Here is a 17278-nt window from a genome sequence, read left to right on the forward strand (position 1 = left end):
GCTCATGGTTGGAGGCACAGCAGGTGCTGCAATCTACGAAGGTTTGCGTCATCTACACGAGTTTCAGGCAGGAACAACAATGGTCGTCATTGTTTGTGATGCTGGTGAGAAATATCTCGACACAATTTTTGATACTGATTGGCTTCAGAAAAATCATTTGTATTCAGAAGTTATGGAGCGTCAAGTTTCGCGAATGCTCAGAGCCTATGGTGATTCTCGTGCCATTGCTAGTTCCTTCGAGGTGGCCGGGTGATAAATCCAGCTCGTGCAATTGGCCAGCAAACCGTGTCCTACCGTGATGTCTATTCGCTTGCGCTACCCATCGCGGGCGTTCAGCTAGCGGGGGTTGCGCTAACCACGACCGATGTGCTGATGCTGCAGACCCTCGGTGTAGTGGCAATTGCCGGCGGCGGACTCGCAATGCAGTTCTACAACCAGATTCGCACCATGTGTGTCGGTATGGTCACCGCCGGAGGCAACCTAGTAGCCGAGGCCGCGTCGGAGTGGGAAAAGACAGGCGAGGAAGTTGCGGCTGAGCGAATCCGCCAAGCGGTACGCAGTTGCATGGCCGTCGGTACCGCAACTGCAATCATTGGTGGCCTCATCGTGATTTCATTTGGTGCGCTTGCACTCATCTTGCCCATCGACGACACTGTTGCCGAGCTAGCGTTCTCGATGACGGTCGCGCTTGCACCAGGCCTTATCCCGATGATTTGGCTCAATGTCCTGCGGCAGTTTGCAGTCGGCATGCGTCGGCCGGGCTCTCTGCTGGTGGTTACGCTCATCTCCATCGTTGTCAACGCTGCTCTCAACGCTGGATTCCTCCGGCTAACAAGTGTCAATGAATGGGGAACTGCATGGGGACTGGTGGGCATCGGTCTGTCGACCACCTGCGTCCAGGTTTTTACCCTGCTGTCCTTTGCTGGCTTGCTGCAAAGAGACCGTCAGCTACGGAAATTCTTCGCGGTCATTCCGAGGCCCGGCGACGCAGCATGCATGAGGCGCATTATTCGGCTTGGGATTCCAGTTTCGCTTACCTACGGCTCTGAAGCTGCGATTACTACTATCGCAGGTCTAGCGATGGGCCTGGTTAGCCCAGTCATGCTGGCAGCGCACACCGTTGTTAACCAACTCGCTTATATCGTCTACCAAGTATGTATCGGCTTCTCGCACGGAGGATCTATACTGGTCAGCCGTGCATTAGCGGATGGTGCCGAGGCAGTCAAACAGGTATCACGTCGGGTTTTGCACGCAGTGGGTATTTATCTTGCCGTCGTCGGTTTGCTCTGGTTGCTACTGGGCAAGTACGTCGTTGGACTGTTCCTTACTGATTCCAACGTTAGTGCCAATCCCGATGTACGCCATATAGCGACAATCTTGTTGTGCCTTGCCGTGCTTCAGCAGTTCGCTAAAGGCTCCCAGAACGTGCTGGTGGGGCTCCTTCGTGGGCTGCGCGACACGAAGTCGGGTCTCAGTGCGACCCTTTGGGGCTACTGGGCGGTGGGGGTTCCAGCTCTCCTGATTCTTGGCCTTGGCCTTCGTTGGGAAGGATATGGCGTTTGGGTTGGGCTCATCCTTGGCTTTTCCACGACCGCTGCTCTGCTTTACCGCGCTCTGCAGCGTCACCTGCAACCCACTAGTTCCGTGTGACGGCCGAAGCTTCGTAACACCCATCCAGAAATAGTCTGAACCATCCACGTAAAGATGACGTTTTCCCTCTACCGAAGGGGATCCGAGGAGCTGAATATGCGGTCGACTGACCGCCTGCTCCGGAAAGAAGAAAATGAAGAAAATGAAGGTTAGTTCTCCTCTTACTCCAAGCGTGCTACTGCGTGACTTCCCCGCAAGGGTGCTTTTCGCGGTACTCCTATGCATGTCGCTCGTCCTTCTCGCCGCTTGCTCAGATGGAAATGGAGACGCATCCGCTAGCAGTGAGAAGCGTACCGTCGTCGATGCGCTAGGACGCGAAGTTAAAGTCCCGCAGAATGTCGAGCGAATCCTGATGGGCGGGCAGAAGATGCTTTACACGACGGCGCTTCTGAACCCAGACAATCCAACTGACAAGATCGTTGCCTGGCCAGAGGACCTGAAGGAAAACGACAAAGCCACTTACGACCGCTACGTTGAGAAGTTCCCCAAAATCAAGGACATCCCGACCACAGGCGAGATTTACAACAACACTATGTCGCTGGAACAGGCTCTGGAGTCCCGACCCGATGTCTTCGTAGTAAATGCGGGTGTCTTCGACGCGGCTAAAGATGCTGGAATCGTTGATGGATTAGAAAAGGCAGGCGTGCCGACGGTGACTGTCGACTACTTCATTGACCCAGTGAAAAACACCGAGCCCAGTATTCGAATGATGGGACAACTGCTGGGGCGTGAAAAGCAGGCGGAAGACTTTATCAACTACTACGAGAAGAAGGTCAACAAGGTCGCTGACCGCCTTGCCGAGAAGAAACCAGCACCGACACCGACATTCCTGTGGCGAGCACCCGGTTACTTTGACTGCTGCTCAACCTTCGCCAAGTCCAACCTGGCGCAGATTGTCAATTTTGCCGGTGGACTAAACCTTGGCGACGAAATGATTGATGCGAAGCAAGGGCAGGTATCGCCAGAGGCATTGGCCGGGAAGAATCCTGAAGTCATCATTGCCACAGGCGCAGACTGGGATCAGGGTAAGACTCCGGTCAAGGAAGGAAATTACGTACCGCTGGGTTACTCGGAATCGAAGGAAGAGGCGCAAAAGGCCCTTCACGATGTCGTCGGTAAGCAGCCCGCTGTGCGTGAAGTCGACGCGGTGAAAAGTAAGCGTACTTTCGTCGCATGGCATCATTTTTACGATTCGCCATATAACTTCCTGGCAGTCGAGATGTTTGCAAAGGCCATGCACCCGGACTTGTTCGGCGACATTGACACTGAACGAGAGGTACAGGACCTGCACGATAAGTTCCTGCCAATCGAGGCCTCGGGCACCTTCTGGACTGGGCTGGAGTGATGTCGAACATGCAAGTTTCGCACGGAAACCTGGCAACAACGCAGGGGAGCGGAGACGCCGTTCGCGGGGAGCAGGAAGTCAGCCCTGATAGAGTAATGGTGCAGTCAACTTTTCACTGGTATCAGCGCGCAGCACGGAAGAAGTGGGTGATAATCGCTCTGATTACTGTGGTGTTGGCTTTGACATCGCTTGCTGACTTTCTACTCGGTGGCGGTAGCATGCCTGCCAGCGAAGTTTTGCATACATTGACCCATCCGGTTGGTGCGCGACCCATTGACCACCAGATTGTTTTCGACATTCGGCTTCCGATGACCGTGACTGCAGTGCTCGTCGGAGCGACGCTGGCAGCGGCGGGCTCACAAATGCAGACAATTCTGGGAAATCCCCGGGCCGAGCCGTACACCCTGGGCGTGTCAGCGGCGGCCGGATTCGGTGCTGCCCTGGCTGTGGTCACCGGCTTCGCTTCTGAGGGAATCGGTGCGGTGCTGGGGATGGCCGGGACTGCGTGGGTGTTCGCGATGCTGGCCTGCGCTGCGATTCTGCTCTTTTCCCGATTTCGTGGCCCAGGAGTCGAGGGGATGATTCTCCTCGGTATCGCGATTGTATTCTTTTTCGACGCTCTACTGGCCCTGATGCAATACCTGGCCTCGGAGACGCAGTTGGAACAGGTTGTGTTCTGGACGATGGGTAGTCTCACCCGCTCGAACTGGACGCAGATTGCGTTGCTCGCGGTGATATTCGTGATGGGGCTACTCTTCTTTTACCTCAATGCCTGGTCGCTGACTGCATTCCGGATGGGCGATGACCGCGCAAAAGCCCTTGGCGTAGACGTTGATCGACTGCGTGCGCTGACCCTTATCGTGGTGTCCTTTATGGCGGCAACCGCTGTGTCGATGGCCGGTACGATTGGATTTATCGGTCTCGTCGGCCCACACGTTGCGCGCTTATTGGTAGGCGAAGATCAACGTTATTTTCTTACTGCTTCGACTTTGGTAGGGGCGCTGCTTCTGGTTGCGGCATCGGCAGTGTCGAAGGTGATTCAACCGGGTGTAATTCTTCCCGTAGGCATTATTACCGCAATTGTAGGAGTGCCCGTATTTGTCGCGATTATCGCTGGCCAGAGGAGGAAAATGTGGGTTGGCTAAAGGCAAGTCGCTTTGTCGGGAACGACGCTGTACATGGTCATCACGACAGCCCCAGTAAACCTGACGGTAAACCCCTCGGCGAAACCCCTCCAGAATCGTCCGCTCTTAGCGCGCGAGGAGTGTCTTTTGCTTACGACGGCCATCATGTCCTGCACAATGTCGACGTTGGGCCTCTTCCGATGGGAAGCGTGACTGCGTTGGTCGGTCCCAACGGAGCTGGCAAATCGACACTGCTGAGGTGTTTGGCGGGCCTTGAAAACTGCTCGGGGCAGGTACGTGCTGAAAGATCTCTATATTTGCCACAGGACCCTCCGCCGCTGAGCTCATTGACCGTGTACGAAAGCGTCCTGCTTGCCCGGCAACAGTCGTTTTCTGGGTTTTCCGCACTGCGTGTCGGATCCACAGTGCGGGCAGAAGTGCAGGCCACCATTGAACGACTTGGGTTGGTTGCGTTGTCATCGCGGCTGATGTCTGAGTTGTCTGGGGGACAGCGGCAGTTGGTGAGTTTTGCGCAGGCGGTTGTGCGACGACCTCGGGTATTGCTTCTCGACGAGCCCACCAGCGCACTCGACCTGCGTAACCAATTGATGCTTCTCGGGCAGGTACGCAAGTGTGCGCGGGAATTGCCCTGCGCGGTAGTGATGACACTTCATGACCTGGGGCAAGCGGCGCGCTTTTGCGAACATGTGGTTGTTCTAGCCGATGGTCGGGTCAGCAGTGCAGGGCCTCCGGCAGAGGTCATTAATGAAGCTATGCTGCGAGAGGTTTATCAGGTAGAAGGTGCGGTGCTCCCGACTCGCAATGGCGGGCTGGCGGTCGAAGCGTCGGAGGCACTCTAGCGCAGACCCGTGACTGTAGCGCACGCTCTCGGCTGTTCTACAGCCACGAATGAGCGCTAAAGTGCAGGGCCCGACGAGCGCCCCAGCCGGCGCCCCCCCCCTAACTGCCCCTAGTAGTAGAACGGGAACTCGTCCCAGTTCGGGTCACGCTTTTCCAGGAACGCTTCCTTGCCCTCGACGGCCTCGTCGGTCATGTACGCCAGGCGAGTAGCCTCGCCCGCGAAGACCTGCTGGCCCATCAGTCCGTCATCGGTCAGGTTGAAAGCGAACTTCAGCATGCGCTGCGCCGTTGGGGACTTACCGTTGATCATGCGGCCCCACTCCACCGCGACATCTTCCAGCTCAGCGTGGTCGGCGACCTCGTTGACAGCGCCCATGCGGTGCATGGTCTCAGCGTCGTAGGAACGGCCGAGGAAGAAAATCTCGCGGGCAAACTTCTGACCAACCTGCTTCGCCAGGTAGGCCGAGCCATAGCCGGCATCGAAAGATCCCACGTCAGCGTCGGTCTGCTTAAAGCGGGCCTCCTGGCGGGATGCCAGTGTCAGGTCACACACCACGTGCAGGGAGTGTCCGCCACCTGCGGCCCAACCATTGACCACGGCAATGACAACCTTCGGCATAGTGCGAATCAGGCGCTGCACCTCCAGGATGTGCAGGCGGCCACCCTCGACCTTGGCACGCGCGGTATCGATGGTGGATGCGTCCGCGGTAGCGTCGTCATGCTCGTGGGATGTGGCGTACTGGTAGCCGGAACGACCGCGAATGCGCTGGTCACCACCCGAACAGAATGCCCAGCCACCGTCCTTGGTGCTCGGGCCGTTACCGGTCAGCAGCACAACGCCGACATCCGGGGTGCGACGCGCGTGGTCGAGCGCGCGGTAGAGCTCATCGACAGTGTGCGGGCGGAACGCGTTACGAACCTCCGGGCGATCAAAAGCAATGCGCACAATGCCGTTTTCGCGGCCCTCGCCGACGTGGCGGTGGTAGGTGATGTCGGTCAAATCCTCAAAACCATCAACCGTCTTCCACTGCTCAGGGCGGAAGGGGTTATCGGTCGAGTACTTCGCGGTATCAGTCATGGCTTCCAGCATAAAGGTCTCTAGCATGAGGGGTATGTCTGTGTCCGCTGCGCCCAACATCCAGCTTCCGCCAATCGACGACATTCTCGACCGCGCCCACGTCGTGGCGCTTCCCATGGCGGTGAAATTCCGCGGCGTCACCACCCGCGAAGCGCTTCTCATCGACGGCCCCGTTACCTGGGGAGAGTTCGCGCCCTTCCTGGAGTACGAGGCGCCCGAAGCTGCCGCGTGGCTGCGCTCGGCCATCGAATGCGCCTACGTCGGCCTGCCCACCCCGAAGCGCGAGTTTGTCGAGGTCAACGCCACCATCCCCGCCGTCACGCCCGAGCAGGTGCGGGAGGTCGTGGGGCGTTACCCCGGGTGCCGCACGTTCAAGGTCAAGGTCGCAGAGCGCGGCCAATCGCTTAACGACGACATCGAGCGCGTAGCCTCCGTCCGTACCGCGGTGGCCGAAGCTTATGGCTATGAACCTGTGGTGCGGGTGGATGCGAACCGTGGCTGGTCGGTGGAGCAGGCCATCCGCGCCGCTCATGAGTTGGGCCCGCTGGAGTATATGGAACAGCCCGTTGCGACTGTCGCCGAGCTGCGGCAGGTCCGCGACGCAGTGGGGGACTTTTGCCCGGTTGCGGCCGATGAGTCAATCCGCAAGGCTGAGGATCCGTATTTGGTTGCGCGCGAACAGGCGGCTGACGTGGGCGTAATGAAGGTCGCGCCACTTGGTGGGCCACGCCGCTTGCTTCGGTTGGCCGAGGAGCTGGAGATGAAGGTGACCGTCGCCAGCGCGTTGGACACCGGCGTTGGCATGGCTGCCGGCTTGTTCGCGGCGGCGGCCCTGCCTACTACCGAGCTGCAGCCGGAGCCGAACGCGGCGGGTTTGGCCACGTCCTCGCTGTTTATCGAGGACGTCATCGAGCCCCGCCCACTTATCGATGGCCGACTGCCCGTCACCAACCCCGCGCCCGACCCTTCCCGCCTGGCCGAGCTCGCCGCGCCGAGGCTCCGCCGCTATTGGTGGTTCGACCGCCTCCGCGCGGCGTATGCCTACCTGTAGTGGCGCATTTGGCGGTCTAATCCCACCTGTAGCTGCTCGCCACCTGCATCAACCCTCGGAACACCCAGAGTTACTGACCCCGTTTATGACACTTTGAGCCCGAAAAACGGCTTCCAAACTGACATAAACGGGGTCAGTAACTCCCAACAAGTCCGATATCTGCCCAGACAAGTAGCCTATTGAGTGTGAACGACAACCAGGACACCTCCCAGACTTCGCACACCCCGGGCACCAACATCACCAATGCCGCCACCACCGATGCTGGCACCCCAGCCTCGGCAACCGACGCTGCAGCCAAAACCCCGGCGTCCCAATCCACCGCGGCCCCTGCAACTCCCGCAGCCCCATCCGCAGTGGTAGCGGGTCTCATCGTCGATGAGCTGCTGCGTCTTGGCATGGTCGATGCCGTGGTGTGCCCGGGTTCCCGGTCGGCCCCGCTGGCGCGCGCCCTGGTTCAGGCCGCCGATGCGGCGAAGGTGCGCCTCCATGTGCGTGTCGATGAACGCTCCGCCGCCTTCCTCGCCCTGGGCCTGGCATCGCGCACCCGCAAGGTGACCCCGGTAATTACAACGTCCGGCACAGCAGTGGCGAACCTCGTGCCCGCCATGGTGGAAGCCACCGCGTCGGGTATTCCGCTGCTGGCACTGACCGCTGACCGCCCCGCACACTACCGCGGCACCGGTGCGAATCAGACTATCGTCCAGGACCGCCTGTTCGCCGATGCCTCCGTAGTCGAGTTCGATCTCGACGGCACCGCCCCGGTCACGAAGGCCACCGCCGCGCAGATTCGTGCTCGCATCGACCGCGTCGTCGCCGCCATGGCATCCGGCGCCGGCCACCTCAATGTTCGTTTTGTCGAACCGCTTGTGCCTGACGACGACTCCGTCGCCGACATCCCCGAGGGCCGCGCCGACGGCGGCCCCTGGACCACGATTGCGCCTACTACCAGTAACAACGTCGGCGTAGCCGCCATCGCAACCAACTCGGCCACAACCATCCCGGCCACCACGGCCACCACAGCCACAATTGACATCAGCCGCCGCACACTCGTGATCGCGGGCTCGAATGCCCCACATCTGCCAGAGCTGGAGGATCTGCCAACTATCGCGGAGCCGAATGCGTATGCGCCGGCGTACCCGGTTCACCCGCTTGCGGCGGGTACTTTCGCGCAGATTCCGCCGGAGCAGATTGTGTTGGTAGGGCGGCCGACGCTGCACCGAGGTATCTCGAAGCTGCTGGCCAATCCGGACATCGAGCTGACGGTCGTCTCGGATGCGGAAAACCACGGCTATGGGGTGGAGTTCCCGGATGTGACGGCGAACGCAAGGGCCGTCGTAAAGCATGTGCAGACTGTGGGGGAGCAGGACCCGCAGTGGACGAAAATCTGTGAGGCAGCCAGTGAGTTGGCGGTGAAGTCCGTGCGGAAGACGCTCGCCGAGTCGATCGAGGCGGAGGAGCCGCTGACCGGATTCCATGTGGCGGCAGCGCTGACGGACAGCCTGCGCACGGGTGACAATGTGGTGCTGGGTGCGTCGAACCCGGTGCGCGATGCGTCGTACACGGGCCTGCCTTTCCCTGGGGTGAGCACGTATGCGGGACGGGGTGCTGCGGGTATCGACGGCACGGTGGCGACAGCAATCGGTATTGCGCTGGCATCCGACCGCGAGTATGCCGACGAAATCCGACCACCGCGCACGATTGCGCTGATGGGGGACCTGACTTTCCAGCACGACTCCGCAGCGTTGGCGATTGGGCCGCTGGAGCCGAGGCCGGAAAACCTCACCATCGTGGTGGCCAACGATGCCGGTGGCGGTATCTTCGAGACGCTGGAGGCGGGCAGCCCGGCTCTGCGGGGAAGCTTCGAGCGCATCTTCGGCACGCCGCAGGACGTGGACTTTGAGGGCATCTGCCAGGCTTACGGAGTCGAGCACGTGCGTGTCGACCGCCTCCCAGATCTGCTCGCGCAGCTGCACCCGGATACCGATGTCGACGGCATCCGCGTCATCGAGGTGGCGACCACACGTGCGACGCGTCGGCAGTTGCACCACAAGCTGGCATACAATGCGGAGATTGGGGTGCTGGACAAGCACTAGCCGGCCGGCAGCATCCAATCAGAGCTGGAAACAATCAGGGACAGAAAAATAGGAGGTCGCGACCGCCATGCAGTGGAAAACTGCCCTGGCCAATTGGCCGCGCTTCCTTCGTCAGGTACTGCTCTTTGTGATGATTTGCCTGTTGCTGTCGTGTCTGGCCATGGTGGTTGGCTGCTTCATTAATGACCGCAATATCGAGTCGAACATGGGGCAGTCCGTAGCCAATGTGCGCTCGGTCGAGCTCCTTCGCACCACGGTTGATTTCGTCGACGAGAATGGCGATTTTCAGTCGCCACCAACCGGTTTGCTCTATCCCGTTGGTCTGGAAGAGGGGCAGCGCGTCCGCGTCGAATACGACCGCACTGATCCCAATGTCGTCCGCGTCGCCGGGCGCACATGGACGCTGTCACTTCTCCCGGCGACCAGTATCGCTGTGGTTACATTTCTCGTCGTCGCGCCGTTGTGGTGGTCGTCGTTGCGCGCAACCCGTCGTTTACAAAGAGATCCCCAAAAGGTAAACAGAGGGTCACTTTCGCTTTCCGACGAGATGGAAAACTAGCACCATGCGCGTTGCCATCATTGCTGAAAGCTTCTTGCCCAACATCAATGGAGTGACAAACTCCGTGCTGCGGGTGTTGGAACACTTACGCCGTGAAGGACACGAGGCGCTGGTGATTGCGCCGGGTGCTCGGGACTGGCAGGAAGAGGCAGAGTTCTACTGCGACTACCGCATTGAGCGTGTGCCCACTGTGATGGTGCCGTTGATTGATTCGCTACCGATTGGTGTGCCGAACCGTCGGGTAGCGTCGGCGCTGACGCAGTTTAAGCCGGATGTTGTCCACTTGGCTTCGCCATTTGTGCTCGGTGGTGCGGGCGCGCTGACTGCCAAGGCACTGGGCATCCCGGCTGTGGCCATCTATCAGACGGACGTTGCGGGTTTTGCCAAGAACTACAAGTTGGCGGGGCTCTCCACGGCCGCGTGGTTGTGGACGCGCGTGATTCACAACTCCTGCGCCCGAACGCTGGCGCCGTCCTCGCCGACTATTGAGGACCTGCAGGATCACAAGATTCGTGATGTCTACCGCTGGGGCCGCGGTGTTGATGCGGTTCGCTTTACTCCGACAAAGCGTAGTGAAGAGCTCAGGAAGCAGTGGAGCCCGGAGGGCAAGCCGATTGTTGGTTATGTCGGCAGGCTCGCGGCGGAGAAGTCTGTGGAGCGGCTGGCAGCGCTGAACGGCCGCGATGATATCCAGGTGGTCATTGTCGGCAATGGCCCGGAGCTGCAGAAGCTGCAGAAGCAGATGCCGAATGCCGTCTTTACCGGACAGCTCACCGGCGATAAGTTGGCAGCGGCATTCGCCAGTCTGGACGTGTTCGTCCACACCGGTGACTTTGAAACCTTCTGCCAGGCGGTACAGGAAGCCCACGCCTCCGGTGTGCCGGCCATCGCTCCGAACGCAGGCGGCCCGCGCGACCTGATTACCAACGACGTCAACGGCTACCTGCTGGAACCCAAGACTTTCACCCGCGATTTGGCTGAGGCGGTCGACAAGCTGCTGCTCGTTGACGATGAGCTGGCACGTAAGCAGCTGCGCAACCGCTGCCGCGACACCGTGACCGAGCGCACCTGGGAAGCACTGTGTGCAGACCTGGTTCGCCACTACGAGGAGGTTTCTGGGGTTTCCGCGGCCGAGACGTCAAGCAAGGTCGCAGCAGATGCGATTGATGCCTCCCATGCAGGTGCTGCTACGCGTCAGAAGTCGGTCGCGTAATCTGGACATCGTGTCTAGGGCTGATTTAACGAAAAATCCCAGCGAAGTCGCCTCGATGTTCGATGGCGTGGGGAAGAATTACGACATCACTAATACCGTGCTCACCGGTGGCATTGACCACTACTGGCGCGTGCGCACGGCAAAGCGCCTGAACCTGCAGCCTGGCCAGAAAGTCCTCGACCTGGCCGCCGGTACGGCTGTTTCATCAGTGGAGTTGGCAAAGTCTGGCGCATACGTCGTTGCCTGTGATTTCTCCCGAGGCATGCTCAAGGCCGGTGCACACCGCGATGTTCCCAAGGTCTGCGGTGACGGCATGAAGCTGCCATTCCCGGACAACACCTTCGACGCGGTGACCATCAGCTTCGGTCTGCGCAACATCGTGGACTACAAGGCGGGCCTCGCTGAGCTAGCTCGCGTGACCAAGCCCGGAGGCCAGCTAACAGTCTGCGAGTTCTCCACCCCCGTGATGCCGGTGTTCAGCACCTTCTACAAGGAATACCTGATGCGGGCACTGCCGCAGATCGCCAAGGTCGTCTCCTCGAACCCGGAGGCCTACGTGTACTTGGCGGAGTCGATTCGCGCCTGGCCAAACCAGCCGCAGCTTGCCCGCGACATCAATGCCTCTGGCTGGGAGGATGCCGGTTGGCAGAATCTCACCTTCGGTATCGCAGCGCTGCACTCGGCAACCAAGCCCGCACAGTAGCTCGCTAGCCCGCAGCAAAGCCCTGTCGCAGGGCCCGTCGTAAAGCGATTCCTACTGCCAGGGCTGGCGCCCGAACCACTTATCGGAGGCCAGCGCTGTCCTCCCCGAAGCGCGCCAGAGTCGCGCCACTACGTCGCGGTCGTGTTCCGTGACCAGGTTTCCCATCAGGCGTGCGGCAACACCCATGAGCTGGCTTCCCCACGGGGCGCCGATGGTCAACGGGCCGACCGTGGGAAGGAAGCTCGGGTACGTCAGCGTCAGCGCCAACTTGCGAGCCAGCGAGAAGCCGGTGCCGTAGTGCTCGCGAAGGAGGGCGGGCCAGGAGTGCGTCAGCCCATCGCGGCCCGCACCAATCGAGCTAATCAGCTCCACTGCCAGTCGCGCCGACTCCATGCCGTAGTCAATGCCCTCACCGTTGAGCGGGTTGACTAAGCACGCAGCATCACCGAGCAACGCCCAGTTCGGCCCCGCCACATTCGATACAGCACCGCCCATCGGCAGCAGCGCCGACGTCACGTGCTCCGGCTCGCTCATCTGCCACTGATCGCGCACCTGTCCGTGGTACTCACGCAGCAACTTCTTCACATTCGTGCGCGCCGGGCGTGCCGACGTCGCCAGCGCCCCACACCCCACATTCGCCCGGCCCTCGCCCAGCGGGAAAATCCAGCCATAGCCCGGGTGCGTATGCCCTTCGGAGTCGCGCAGTTCCAGGTGCGAGTGAATCCAGTCATCCGCTACGTCTGCGCTGTCGAAGCTGACATACGACCGTGCGGCCACGCCAAAGACGCTGTCTCGATGCCACGCACGCCCCAGCTGCTTGCCGACGGTACTGCGGACCCCATCGGCCACGAGCAACCAGCGGGCCGAGATGGTGTGTGGCTTGCCCTCGTGGTCGGAAAGCTCCACCGCGCGCACGCCGTGCCCCCGCGTGCCGCCAGTGTTCAGCGCTCCGAGAACCACCTTCCGCGCTGCGACTCCATCAAAGACCTGCGCACCGGCATCAGCGGCGGCATTGAGCAAGAAAGTGTCGAGCTCAACTCGCGACATCGCGGATCCGACAGCGGGAAAAGTGCCGGAGGCATCATCTGGCCAAGGTGCGGTGATGGAGCCGCCGAAGCCGTGCAGCTTGAGTCCGCGGTTGCGGTTGCGGCGCAGGAGCTCGTCGTCAAGCCCTAGACGACGTAGCTCAGCGATGGCACGAGGAGTGAGCCCGTCGCCACAAGTTTTGTCGCGCGGGAAGCGCTGGGAGTCGACCACAGTGACCGAAAAACCGGCGCGGGCGGCGTGAATTGCGGCTGCGGAGCCGGTGGGGCCTGCGCCAACAATGAGCACGTCAGTGCTGCTGGGTAGAGCGACGGTGCCGTCGAACGTGGGGGAAACTCGCGAAATCGGGCTTGAGGTCATTGCCCCAGCGTATAACGACGTTGAAACAAATATGGGAACTGGTCTGCTAGCCACTATGCTCGTAAGGTAGTTTATTTAGCAGTTTCTTATCTTTTATCGTCAGTTAGGCAGGTCTCGAATGCGTACTGGAGACTACTCCGGGCTTAGTTCCGGAAGTGCTCAGGGCACTGGTGAGCACACCGCCACTAGTTCTCACTTCGTTGATGAGGCGCTGGAAGCAACAATCACCGAGGGAATGCGCAAGAGCGAGGACCTCCTGATTACCGAGCTGGGGCGCGGCGAGGACTTCCTAGTCGAGCGGGTTTCCCACCTAGCTCACGCTGGTGGTAAGCGCTTCCGCCCGATGTTTACCATGCTGGCCGCGCAGTTCGGTGAGAACCCGGAGTGCGATAAGGTCATCACCGCCGCGACGGTGCTGGAGCTGACGCACCTGGCGACGCTCTACCACGACGACGTCATGGATGAAGCGGATAAGCGCCGCGGCGTGCCCTCCGCAAACTCGCGCTGGGACAACACCGTCGCCATTCTGGCCGGTGACTACCTCTTCGCTGCTGCGTCCCGCCTGCTGGCAGAGCTCGGCTCCGAGAGCGTGGCTCACTTCGCTGAGACCTTCGGTGTTCTTGTCACAGGTCAGATGCGCGAGTGCCTCAACGACTTGGACCTGCCGATTGAAGAGCGCATCGAGCGCTACCTGAAGGTCATTGCCGAAAAGACCGGTGTGCTCATCGCATCGGCCGGTTATCTCGGCGCCTATCACGCCGGTGCGTCCGCCGAGATTTCCAACGCACTGCGCCGCTATGGCGAACTAATCGGTATCGTTTTCCAGATTGTCGACGACATCATCGACATCTCCTCCAATACCGATCAGTCCGGCAAGACTCCGGGCACTGACTTGCGCGAGGGCGTCTTCACGCTGCCGGTTCTCTACGCGCTGCAGGAGGACACCCCAGCCGCTGACCGCCTCCGCGAGATTCTTGTCGGCCCAGTTTCCGACGACGCGCTTGTCGACGAGGCCCTCGAGCTCCTGGCTCAGACCAACGGTGTGGCTCGCGCGATGGAGAAGGTCAATGAACTGCTGGATGAGTCCGACCGCGTCATCGCTGACCTTCCTGACTGTGCGGCCAAGGAGTCCCTGCGTCACGTTGCTCGCTACACCGTGGAGCGCGTGGGGTAGTGGATTGAGCTCCATCGGCGAGATGGGCCTAGGGGCGAGCACTGCTCTGAGGTGAGCTCTGCTCTGGGGTGAGTTCTGCTGAGGGGTGAATCCAGGTAGGGAAATATCCTCTCGACCTGCCGATTTGTGTAAATGACAGAGTAGTGGGTAGCATTCCATTCGCACCGTTTAAGAGTGCACGCCAGATTGCCCGAGCGGCCAAAGGGAGCGGATTGTAAATCCGTCGGCATTGCCTTCGTTGGTTCGAATCCATCATCTGGCACAGTGAAATCACCGCGAGAACTTTCTCGCGGTGATTTTTTGTTTGTAGGGGCCGTTGGTGGGGATGCGGGGCAGGGGTTTGGGGTAGGGGCTCGAGTGAGGGGCTCTGGATTAAGCGGGGGCAGGGGCTCGAGTTAGAGGCTCGAGTTAGAGGTCAGCCACTCATCGATGAGCTATTCACTTATGGTTCCGCTGGGGCTCATCGATAAGTGAATAGATTATCCATAAGTGCGCGCCAAATGTCTGCAAACGTGACAAGAAATACCACTGCCTACCTGCTGATTTGTGCTTAGTGGTGATTTCGGGTTAATCTTTGCAAGGCTTCACGGAGAGCACAGAGCGAAACGAAGCGGTCAACAATTGGCCACAGAGTTACGTGCTGGGTTTAACGGATGCTGATGCCCCCTTAGCTCAGTCGGCAGAGCGTTTCCATGGTAAGGAAAAGGTCGACAGTTCGATTCTGTCAGGGGGCTCTGTTCTTTTATACGGACTTATGTCCGGTAGAGAATAGGGGCGATGTAGCTCAGATGGTGAGAGCGCACGACTCATAATCGTGAGGTCGGGGGTTCGATCCCCCCCATCGCTACTACGGACAGTGATGTTCGTCGAACCCCGCCTTGATTATGCAGCAATGCAGTAAGGTGGGACATTGTCAGCTAAGGACTGAAAAGTTCTTTCGCTGGTGGTGAAGGGGCGTGGCTCAATTGGTAGAGCAGCGGTCTCCAAAACCGCAGGTTGCAGGTTCGAGTCCTGTCGCCCCTGCAAGTACCCGTCATCCAGGGCGTATGAAAATGCGTCTGGGTGGCGGGTTTTTCGTTTATGTTCGGTGGCGGTGGGGCAATGCGAGTTACTGACTGCGTTTATGACAAAAATGGTCCGAAAAATGGCTTGAAAGTGTCATAAACCCATACAGTTTCACATTTGCAGCCCCAAGTTCGCATCCCCGAGCGAGCGGCCGAAGCGAGCAGCCCGAGCGAGCAGCCCGTGGCTCTTTGGGGTTGTCAGAATCGAATCTCGAAGCCTGCGGTTCCCACGAAGGGCATTTCTTCGATAGTGTGGATTATCGGCTAGAATTTACGCACTGAACCAGACTTGCTCTGCACAGTGGGGGCTTGGCTCCGGAGAACTTCCCCGGAGTTTGCCCTTGAAGAATTCACGTTTGAGTTTCACTGTGCAGTATCTTTAGGTCTCATATGCACGAAGTAGCGAAGGAGCATCGTGTCTGAGGAAAACCAGACTTTCCAGGCGGCGGCTCGCCCGTCCGGTAAGCGCCAGGCGACGGGCGCGCAGACCACCGTGGCGAAGAAGCCTGCGCGTGAGAAGGAGACCAACGAGCTTTCGACTCGTAACCCTTTGGTTTTCATCAAGCAGGTTGTTGACGAGCTGCGCAAGGTGATTTGGCCGACCGGCCGCCAGATGGTCACCTACAGCATCATCGTGATTCTGTTCCTGATTGCCATGATCGCTCTCGTGTGGGGTGTGGACACGCTGGCCGGTCTGGGTGTCCGATCGGTGTTGGGCAAGTAATCGGTTATACTGTTTCGCAGTGATGCTTTTCATCCCGCCTCCGAGTTCCGGACGGCGGGATTATTCGTTAGCGCAGCTGGTGTCTGGCTGTGCGAAGTGATTGCGGATGGCATATTGGCTCTTAAGACTCTTTAGGCGAAGATGCCAATGTCGCGAACCGTTGATGTAGATACAAGAGGGGTTAGCACGACATGAATGATGGTCAGAATATTTTCTCCGACGCCCAGTCCGCGGATGCTGCCGCAACTGAGCAGGATGCGCAGGGCGCACCGGCTCAGGTAGAAGCTCCGGCCGAGGGTGCAGCCGACGCAGCCGCAGCCGACGCAGCCGCAGCTGACACTGCTGCAGCAGAAGCAGCGCCGGCAGAGGAGACTGCCGCTGACGCTGAGGCACAGGCAGCTGCTGACGCAGATGCCGAGTACCGTAAGCGCCTGCGCGAGTTCCAGCGTGAGCTCAAGCGTCGTCCGGGCGACTGGTACATCATCCAGTGCTACTCCGGCTACGAGAACAAGGTGAAGACCAACCTGGAAATGCGCGCCCAGACCATGGGTGTCGATGAGCAGATCCACGAGGTCATCGTTCCGGTTGAGGAAGTCGAAGAGCGCAAGGACGACGGCAAGAAGAAGATCGTTAAGCGCAAGCTGCTGCCGGGCTACGTTCTGGTTCGTATGAGCCTGGATGACCCGTCCTGGTCCGTCGTCCGCGACACCCCGGGTGTTACTTCCTTCGTCGGTAGCGAGGGCCAGCCGTCCAAGGTCAAGATTCGCGAGGTCGCTAAGTTCCTCATGCCGAAGGAGACCATCACCGCGGACGCCGCTGAAGAAGCTGCAAATGCCGACGGTGAGCTGGCTGTCGCAGCGGCGCCGCAGGCGGAGAAGAAGGCCGTCGCCATCGACTATGAGGTCGGCGAGTCCGTCACCATCCTGTCCGGTCCGTTCGCATCTGTGGCTGCGACCATCTCCGAGATCGACCCGGACACCGGCCGCATGAAGGCTCTGGTTTCCATCTTCGGCCGTGAGACCCCGGTCGAGCTGGGCATCGATGAGGTCGAGAAGCTGAACTAGGCCCGACCTCAAGCCAGGCGCAGAGCCAAGCGGAGAGCACCGCCAAGCCAAGCGCCGAGCAAGGCACCAGCTAGCTCGCTCGCGCAACCAATCCGGTAACGGATTTTGATGCACGCCATACGCTGCGGTAACGTAGCCAGGCGTGCATTTTTGTGCCTTGAGCACAGATGC

At 59.8% G+C, this 17278-nt stretch carries 15 protein-coding genes and 4 tRNA genes; 17 read left to right on the forward strand and 2 right to left on the reverse strand.

All coding sequences use genetic code 11. The features are described 5' to 3' along the window. The first annotated feature begins 4 nt into the window (after positions 1–4). The 5 genes from HMPREF3135_RS11095 (at position 5) to HMPREF3135_RS03485 (ending at position 4979) form a co-directional block, all read left to right on the forward strand. A complete protein-coding gene (locus HMPREF3135_RS11095; RefSeq protein WP_241482443.1) occupies positions 5–253 on the forward strand; it encodes a hypothetical protein in 249 nt (82 codons plus the stop codon). Beyond that, complete coding sequence (locus tag HMPREF3135_RS03470; RefSeq protein ID WP_065421727.1) at positions 250–1650, forward strand: MATE family efflux transporter; 1401 nt, start codon at positions 250–252, stop codon at positions 1648–1650. Before HMPREF3135_RS11095 ends, HMPREF3135_RS03470 begins: the two co-directional genes overlap by 4 nt. A gap of 223 nt (positions 1651–1873) precedes the next feature. After that, a complete protein-coding gene (locus HMPREF3135_RS03475) occupies positions 1874–2995 on the forward strand; it encodes an ABC transporter substrate-binding protein (RefSeq protein ID WP_224783767.1) in 1122 nt (373 codons plus the stop codon). 95 nt (positions 2996–3090) lie between these two features. Further along, on the forward strand, positions 3091–4140 hold the full coding sequence (locus HMPREF3135_RS03480) for a FecCD family ABC transporter permease (RefSeq protein WP_070438183.1): 1050 nt from the start codon (positions 3091–3093) through the stop codon (positions 4138–4140). A gap of 179 nt (positions 4141–4319) precedes the next feature. After that, the gene (locus HMPREF3135_RS03485; protein WP_080969612.1) at positions 4320–4979 is read left to right on the forward strand and encodes an ABC transporter ATP-binding protein; all 660 of its coding nucleotides are present in this window, start codon (positions 4320–4322) and stop codon (positions 4977–4979) included. A gap of 110 nt (positions 4980–5089) precedes the next feature. Here the strand turns inward: HMPREF3135_RS03485 and HMPREF3135_RS03490 are convergent, their stop codons facing one another. After that, positions 5090–6058 carry a 1,4-dihydroxy-2-naphthoyl-CoA synthase gene (locus HMPREF3135_RS03490; RefSeq protein ID WP_042389125.1) on the reverse strand — a complete coding sequence of 323 codons (969 nt, stop codon included), beginning with the start codon at positions 6056–6058 and terminating at the stop codon, positions 5090–5092. 25 nt (positions 6059–6083) lie between these two features. Between HMPREF3135_RS03490 and HMPREF3135_RS03495 the strand changes: the two genes are divergently transcribed. The 5 genes from HMPREF3135_RS03495 to HMPREF3135_RS03515 all read left to right on the forward strand — a co-directional run bounded on the left by HMPREF3135_RS03495 (position 6084) and on the right by HMPREF3135_RS03515 (position 11677). Next, positions 6084–7109 (forward strand): o-succinylbenzoate synthase, encoded by a 1026-nt coding sequence (locus tag HMPREF3135_RS03495; RefSeq protein ID WP_070438069.1) that lies wholly within the window; start codon positions 6084–6086, stop codon positions 7107–7109. 353 nt (positions 7110–7462) lie between these two features. Beyond that, on the forward strand, positions 7463–9202 hold the full coding sequence (gene menD, locus HMPREF3135_RS03500) for a 2-succinyl-5-enolpyruvyl-6-hydroxy-3-cyclohexene-1-carboxylic-acid synthase (protein ID WP_168163233.1): 1740 nt from the start codon (positions 7463–7465) through the stop codon (positions 9200–9202). Between the two features lie 67 nt (positions 9203–9269). Continuing rightward, positions 9270–9761, forward strand: coding sequence for a DUF3592 domain-containing protein (locus HMPREF3135_RS03505; protein ID WP_049172339.1), 492 nt, complete (start codon positions 9270–9272; stop codon positions 9759–9761). Positions 9762–9765: 4 nt separating this feature from the next. Next, entirely contained in the window at positions 9766–10974 is a 1209-nt protein-coding gene (locus HMPREF3135_RS03510; protein ID WP_016422034.1) for a glycosyltransferase family 4 protein, read from the forward strand. A gap of 10 nt (positions 10975–10984) precedes the next feature. Continuing rightward, positions 10985–11677, forward strand: coding sequence for a demethylmenaquinone methyltransferase (locus HMPREF3135_RS03515; protein WP_042388380.1), 693 nt, complete (start codon positions 10985–10987; stop codon positions 11675–11677). Positions 11678–11728: 51 nt separating this feature from the next. On the opposite strand, the gene HMPREF3135_RS03520 is transcribed toward HMPREF3135_RS03515, so the two are convergent. Continuing rightward, positions 11729–13081, reverse strand: a complete 1353-nt coding sequence (locus HMPREF3135_RS03520; RefSeq protein ID WP_168163232.1) for a geranylgeranyl reductase family protein — start codon at positions 13079–13081, stop codon at positions 11729–11731. 118 nt (positions 13082–13199) lie between these two features. On the opposite strand from HMPREF3135_RS03520, the gene HMPREF3135_RS03525 reads away from it, so the two are divergent. The 7 genes from HMPREF3135_RS03525 to nusG all read left to right on the forward strand — a co-directional run bounded on the left by HMPREF3135_RS03525 (position 13200) and on the right by nusG (position 17107). Continuing rightward, the gene (locus HMPREF3135_RS03525) at positions 13200–14255 is read left to right on the forward strand and encodes a polyprenyl synthetase family protein (protein ID WP_070438072.1); all 1056 of its coding nucleotides are present in this window, start codon (positions 13200–13202) and stop codon (positions 14253–14255) included. A 180-nt stretch (positions 14256–14435) separates the two neighbouring features. Further along, positions 14436–14517, forward strand: a tRNA-Tyr gene (locus HMPREF3135_RS03530). A 399-nt stretch (positions 14518–14916) separates the two neighbouring features. Then, positions 14917–14989 (forward strand) — tRNA-Thr (locus HMPREF3135_RS03535). 39 nt (positions 14990–15028) lie between these two features. Then, a tRNA-Met gene (locus tag HMPREF3135_RS03540) sits at positions 15029–15102 on the forward strand. Between the two features lie 103 nt (positions 15103–15205). Beyond that, a tRNA-Trp gene (locus tag HMPREF3135_RS03545) sits at positions 15206–15278 on the forward strand. A gap of 456 nt (positions 15279–15734) precedes the next feature. Then, positions 15735–16043 carry a preprotein translocase subunit SecE gene (gene secE, locus HMPREF3135_RS03550; RefSeq protein WP_016422041.1) on the forward strand — a complete coding sequence of 103 codons (309 nt, stop codon included), beginning with the start codon at positions 15735–15737 and terminating at the stop codon, positions 16041–16043. 191 nt (positions 16044–16234) lie between these two features. After that, on the forward strand, positions 16235–17107 hold the full coding sequence (nusG, locus tag HMPREF3135_RS03555) for a transcription termination/antitermination protein NusG (RefSeq protein ID WP_070438075.1): 873 nt from the start codon (positions 16235–16237) through the stop codon (positions 17105–17107). The last annotated feature ends 171 nt before the right edge of the window (positions 17108–17278 follow it).

It is taken from the genome of Corynebacterium sp. HMSC14H10, assembly GCF_001807105.1.
GTDB lineage: Bacteria > Actinomycetota > Actinomycetes > Mycobacteriales > Mycobacteriaceae > Corynebacterium > Corynebacterium jeikeium_D.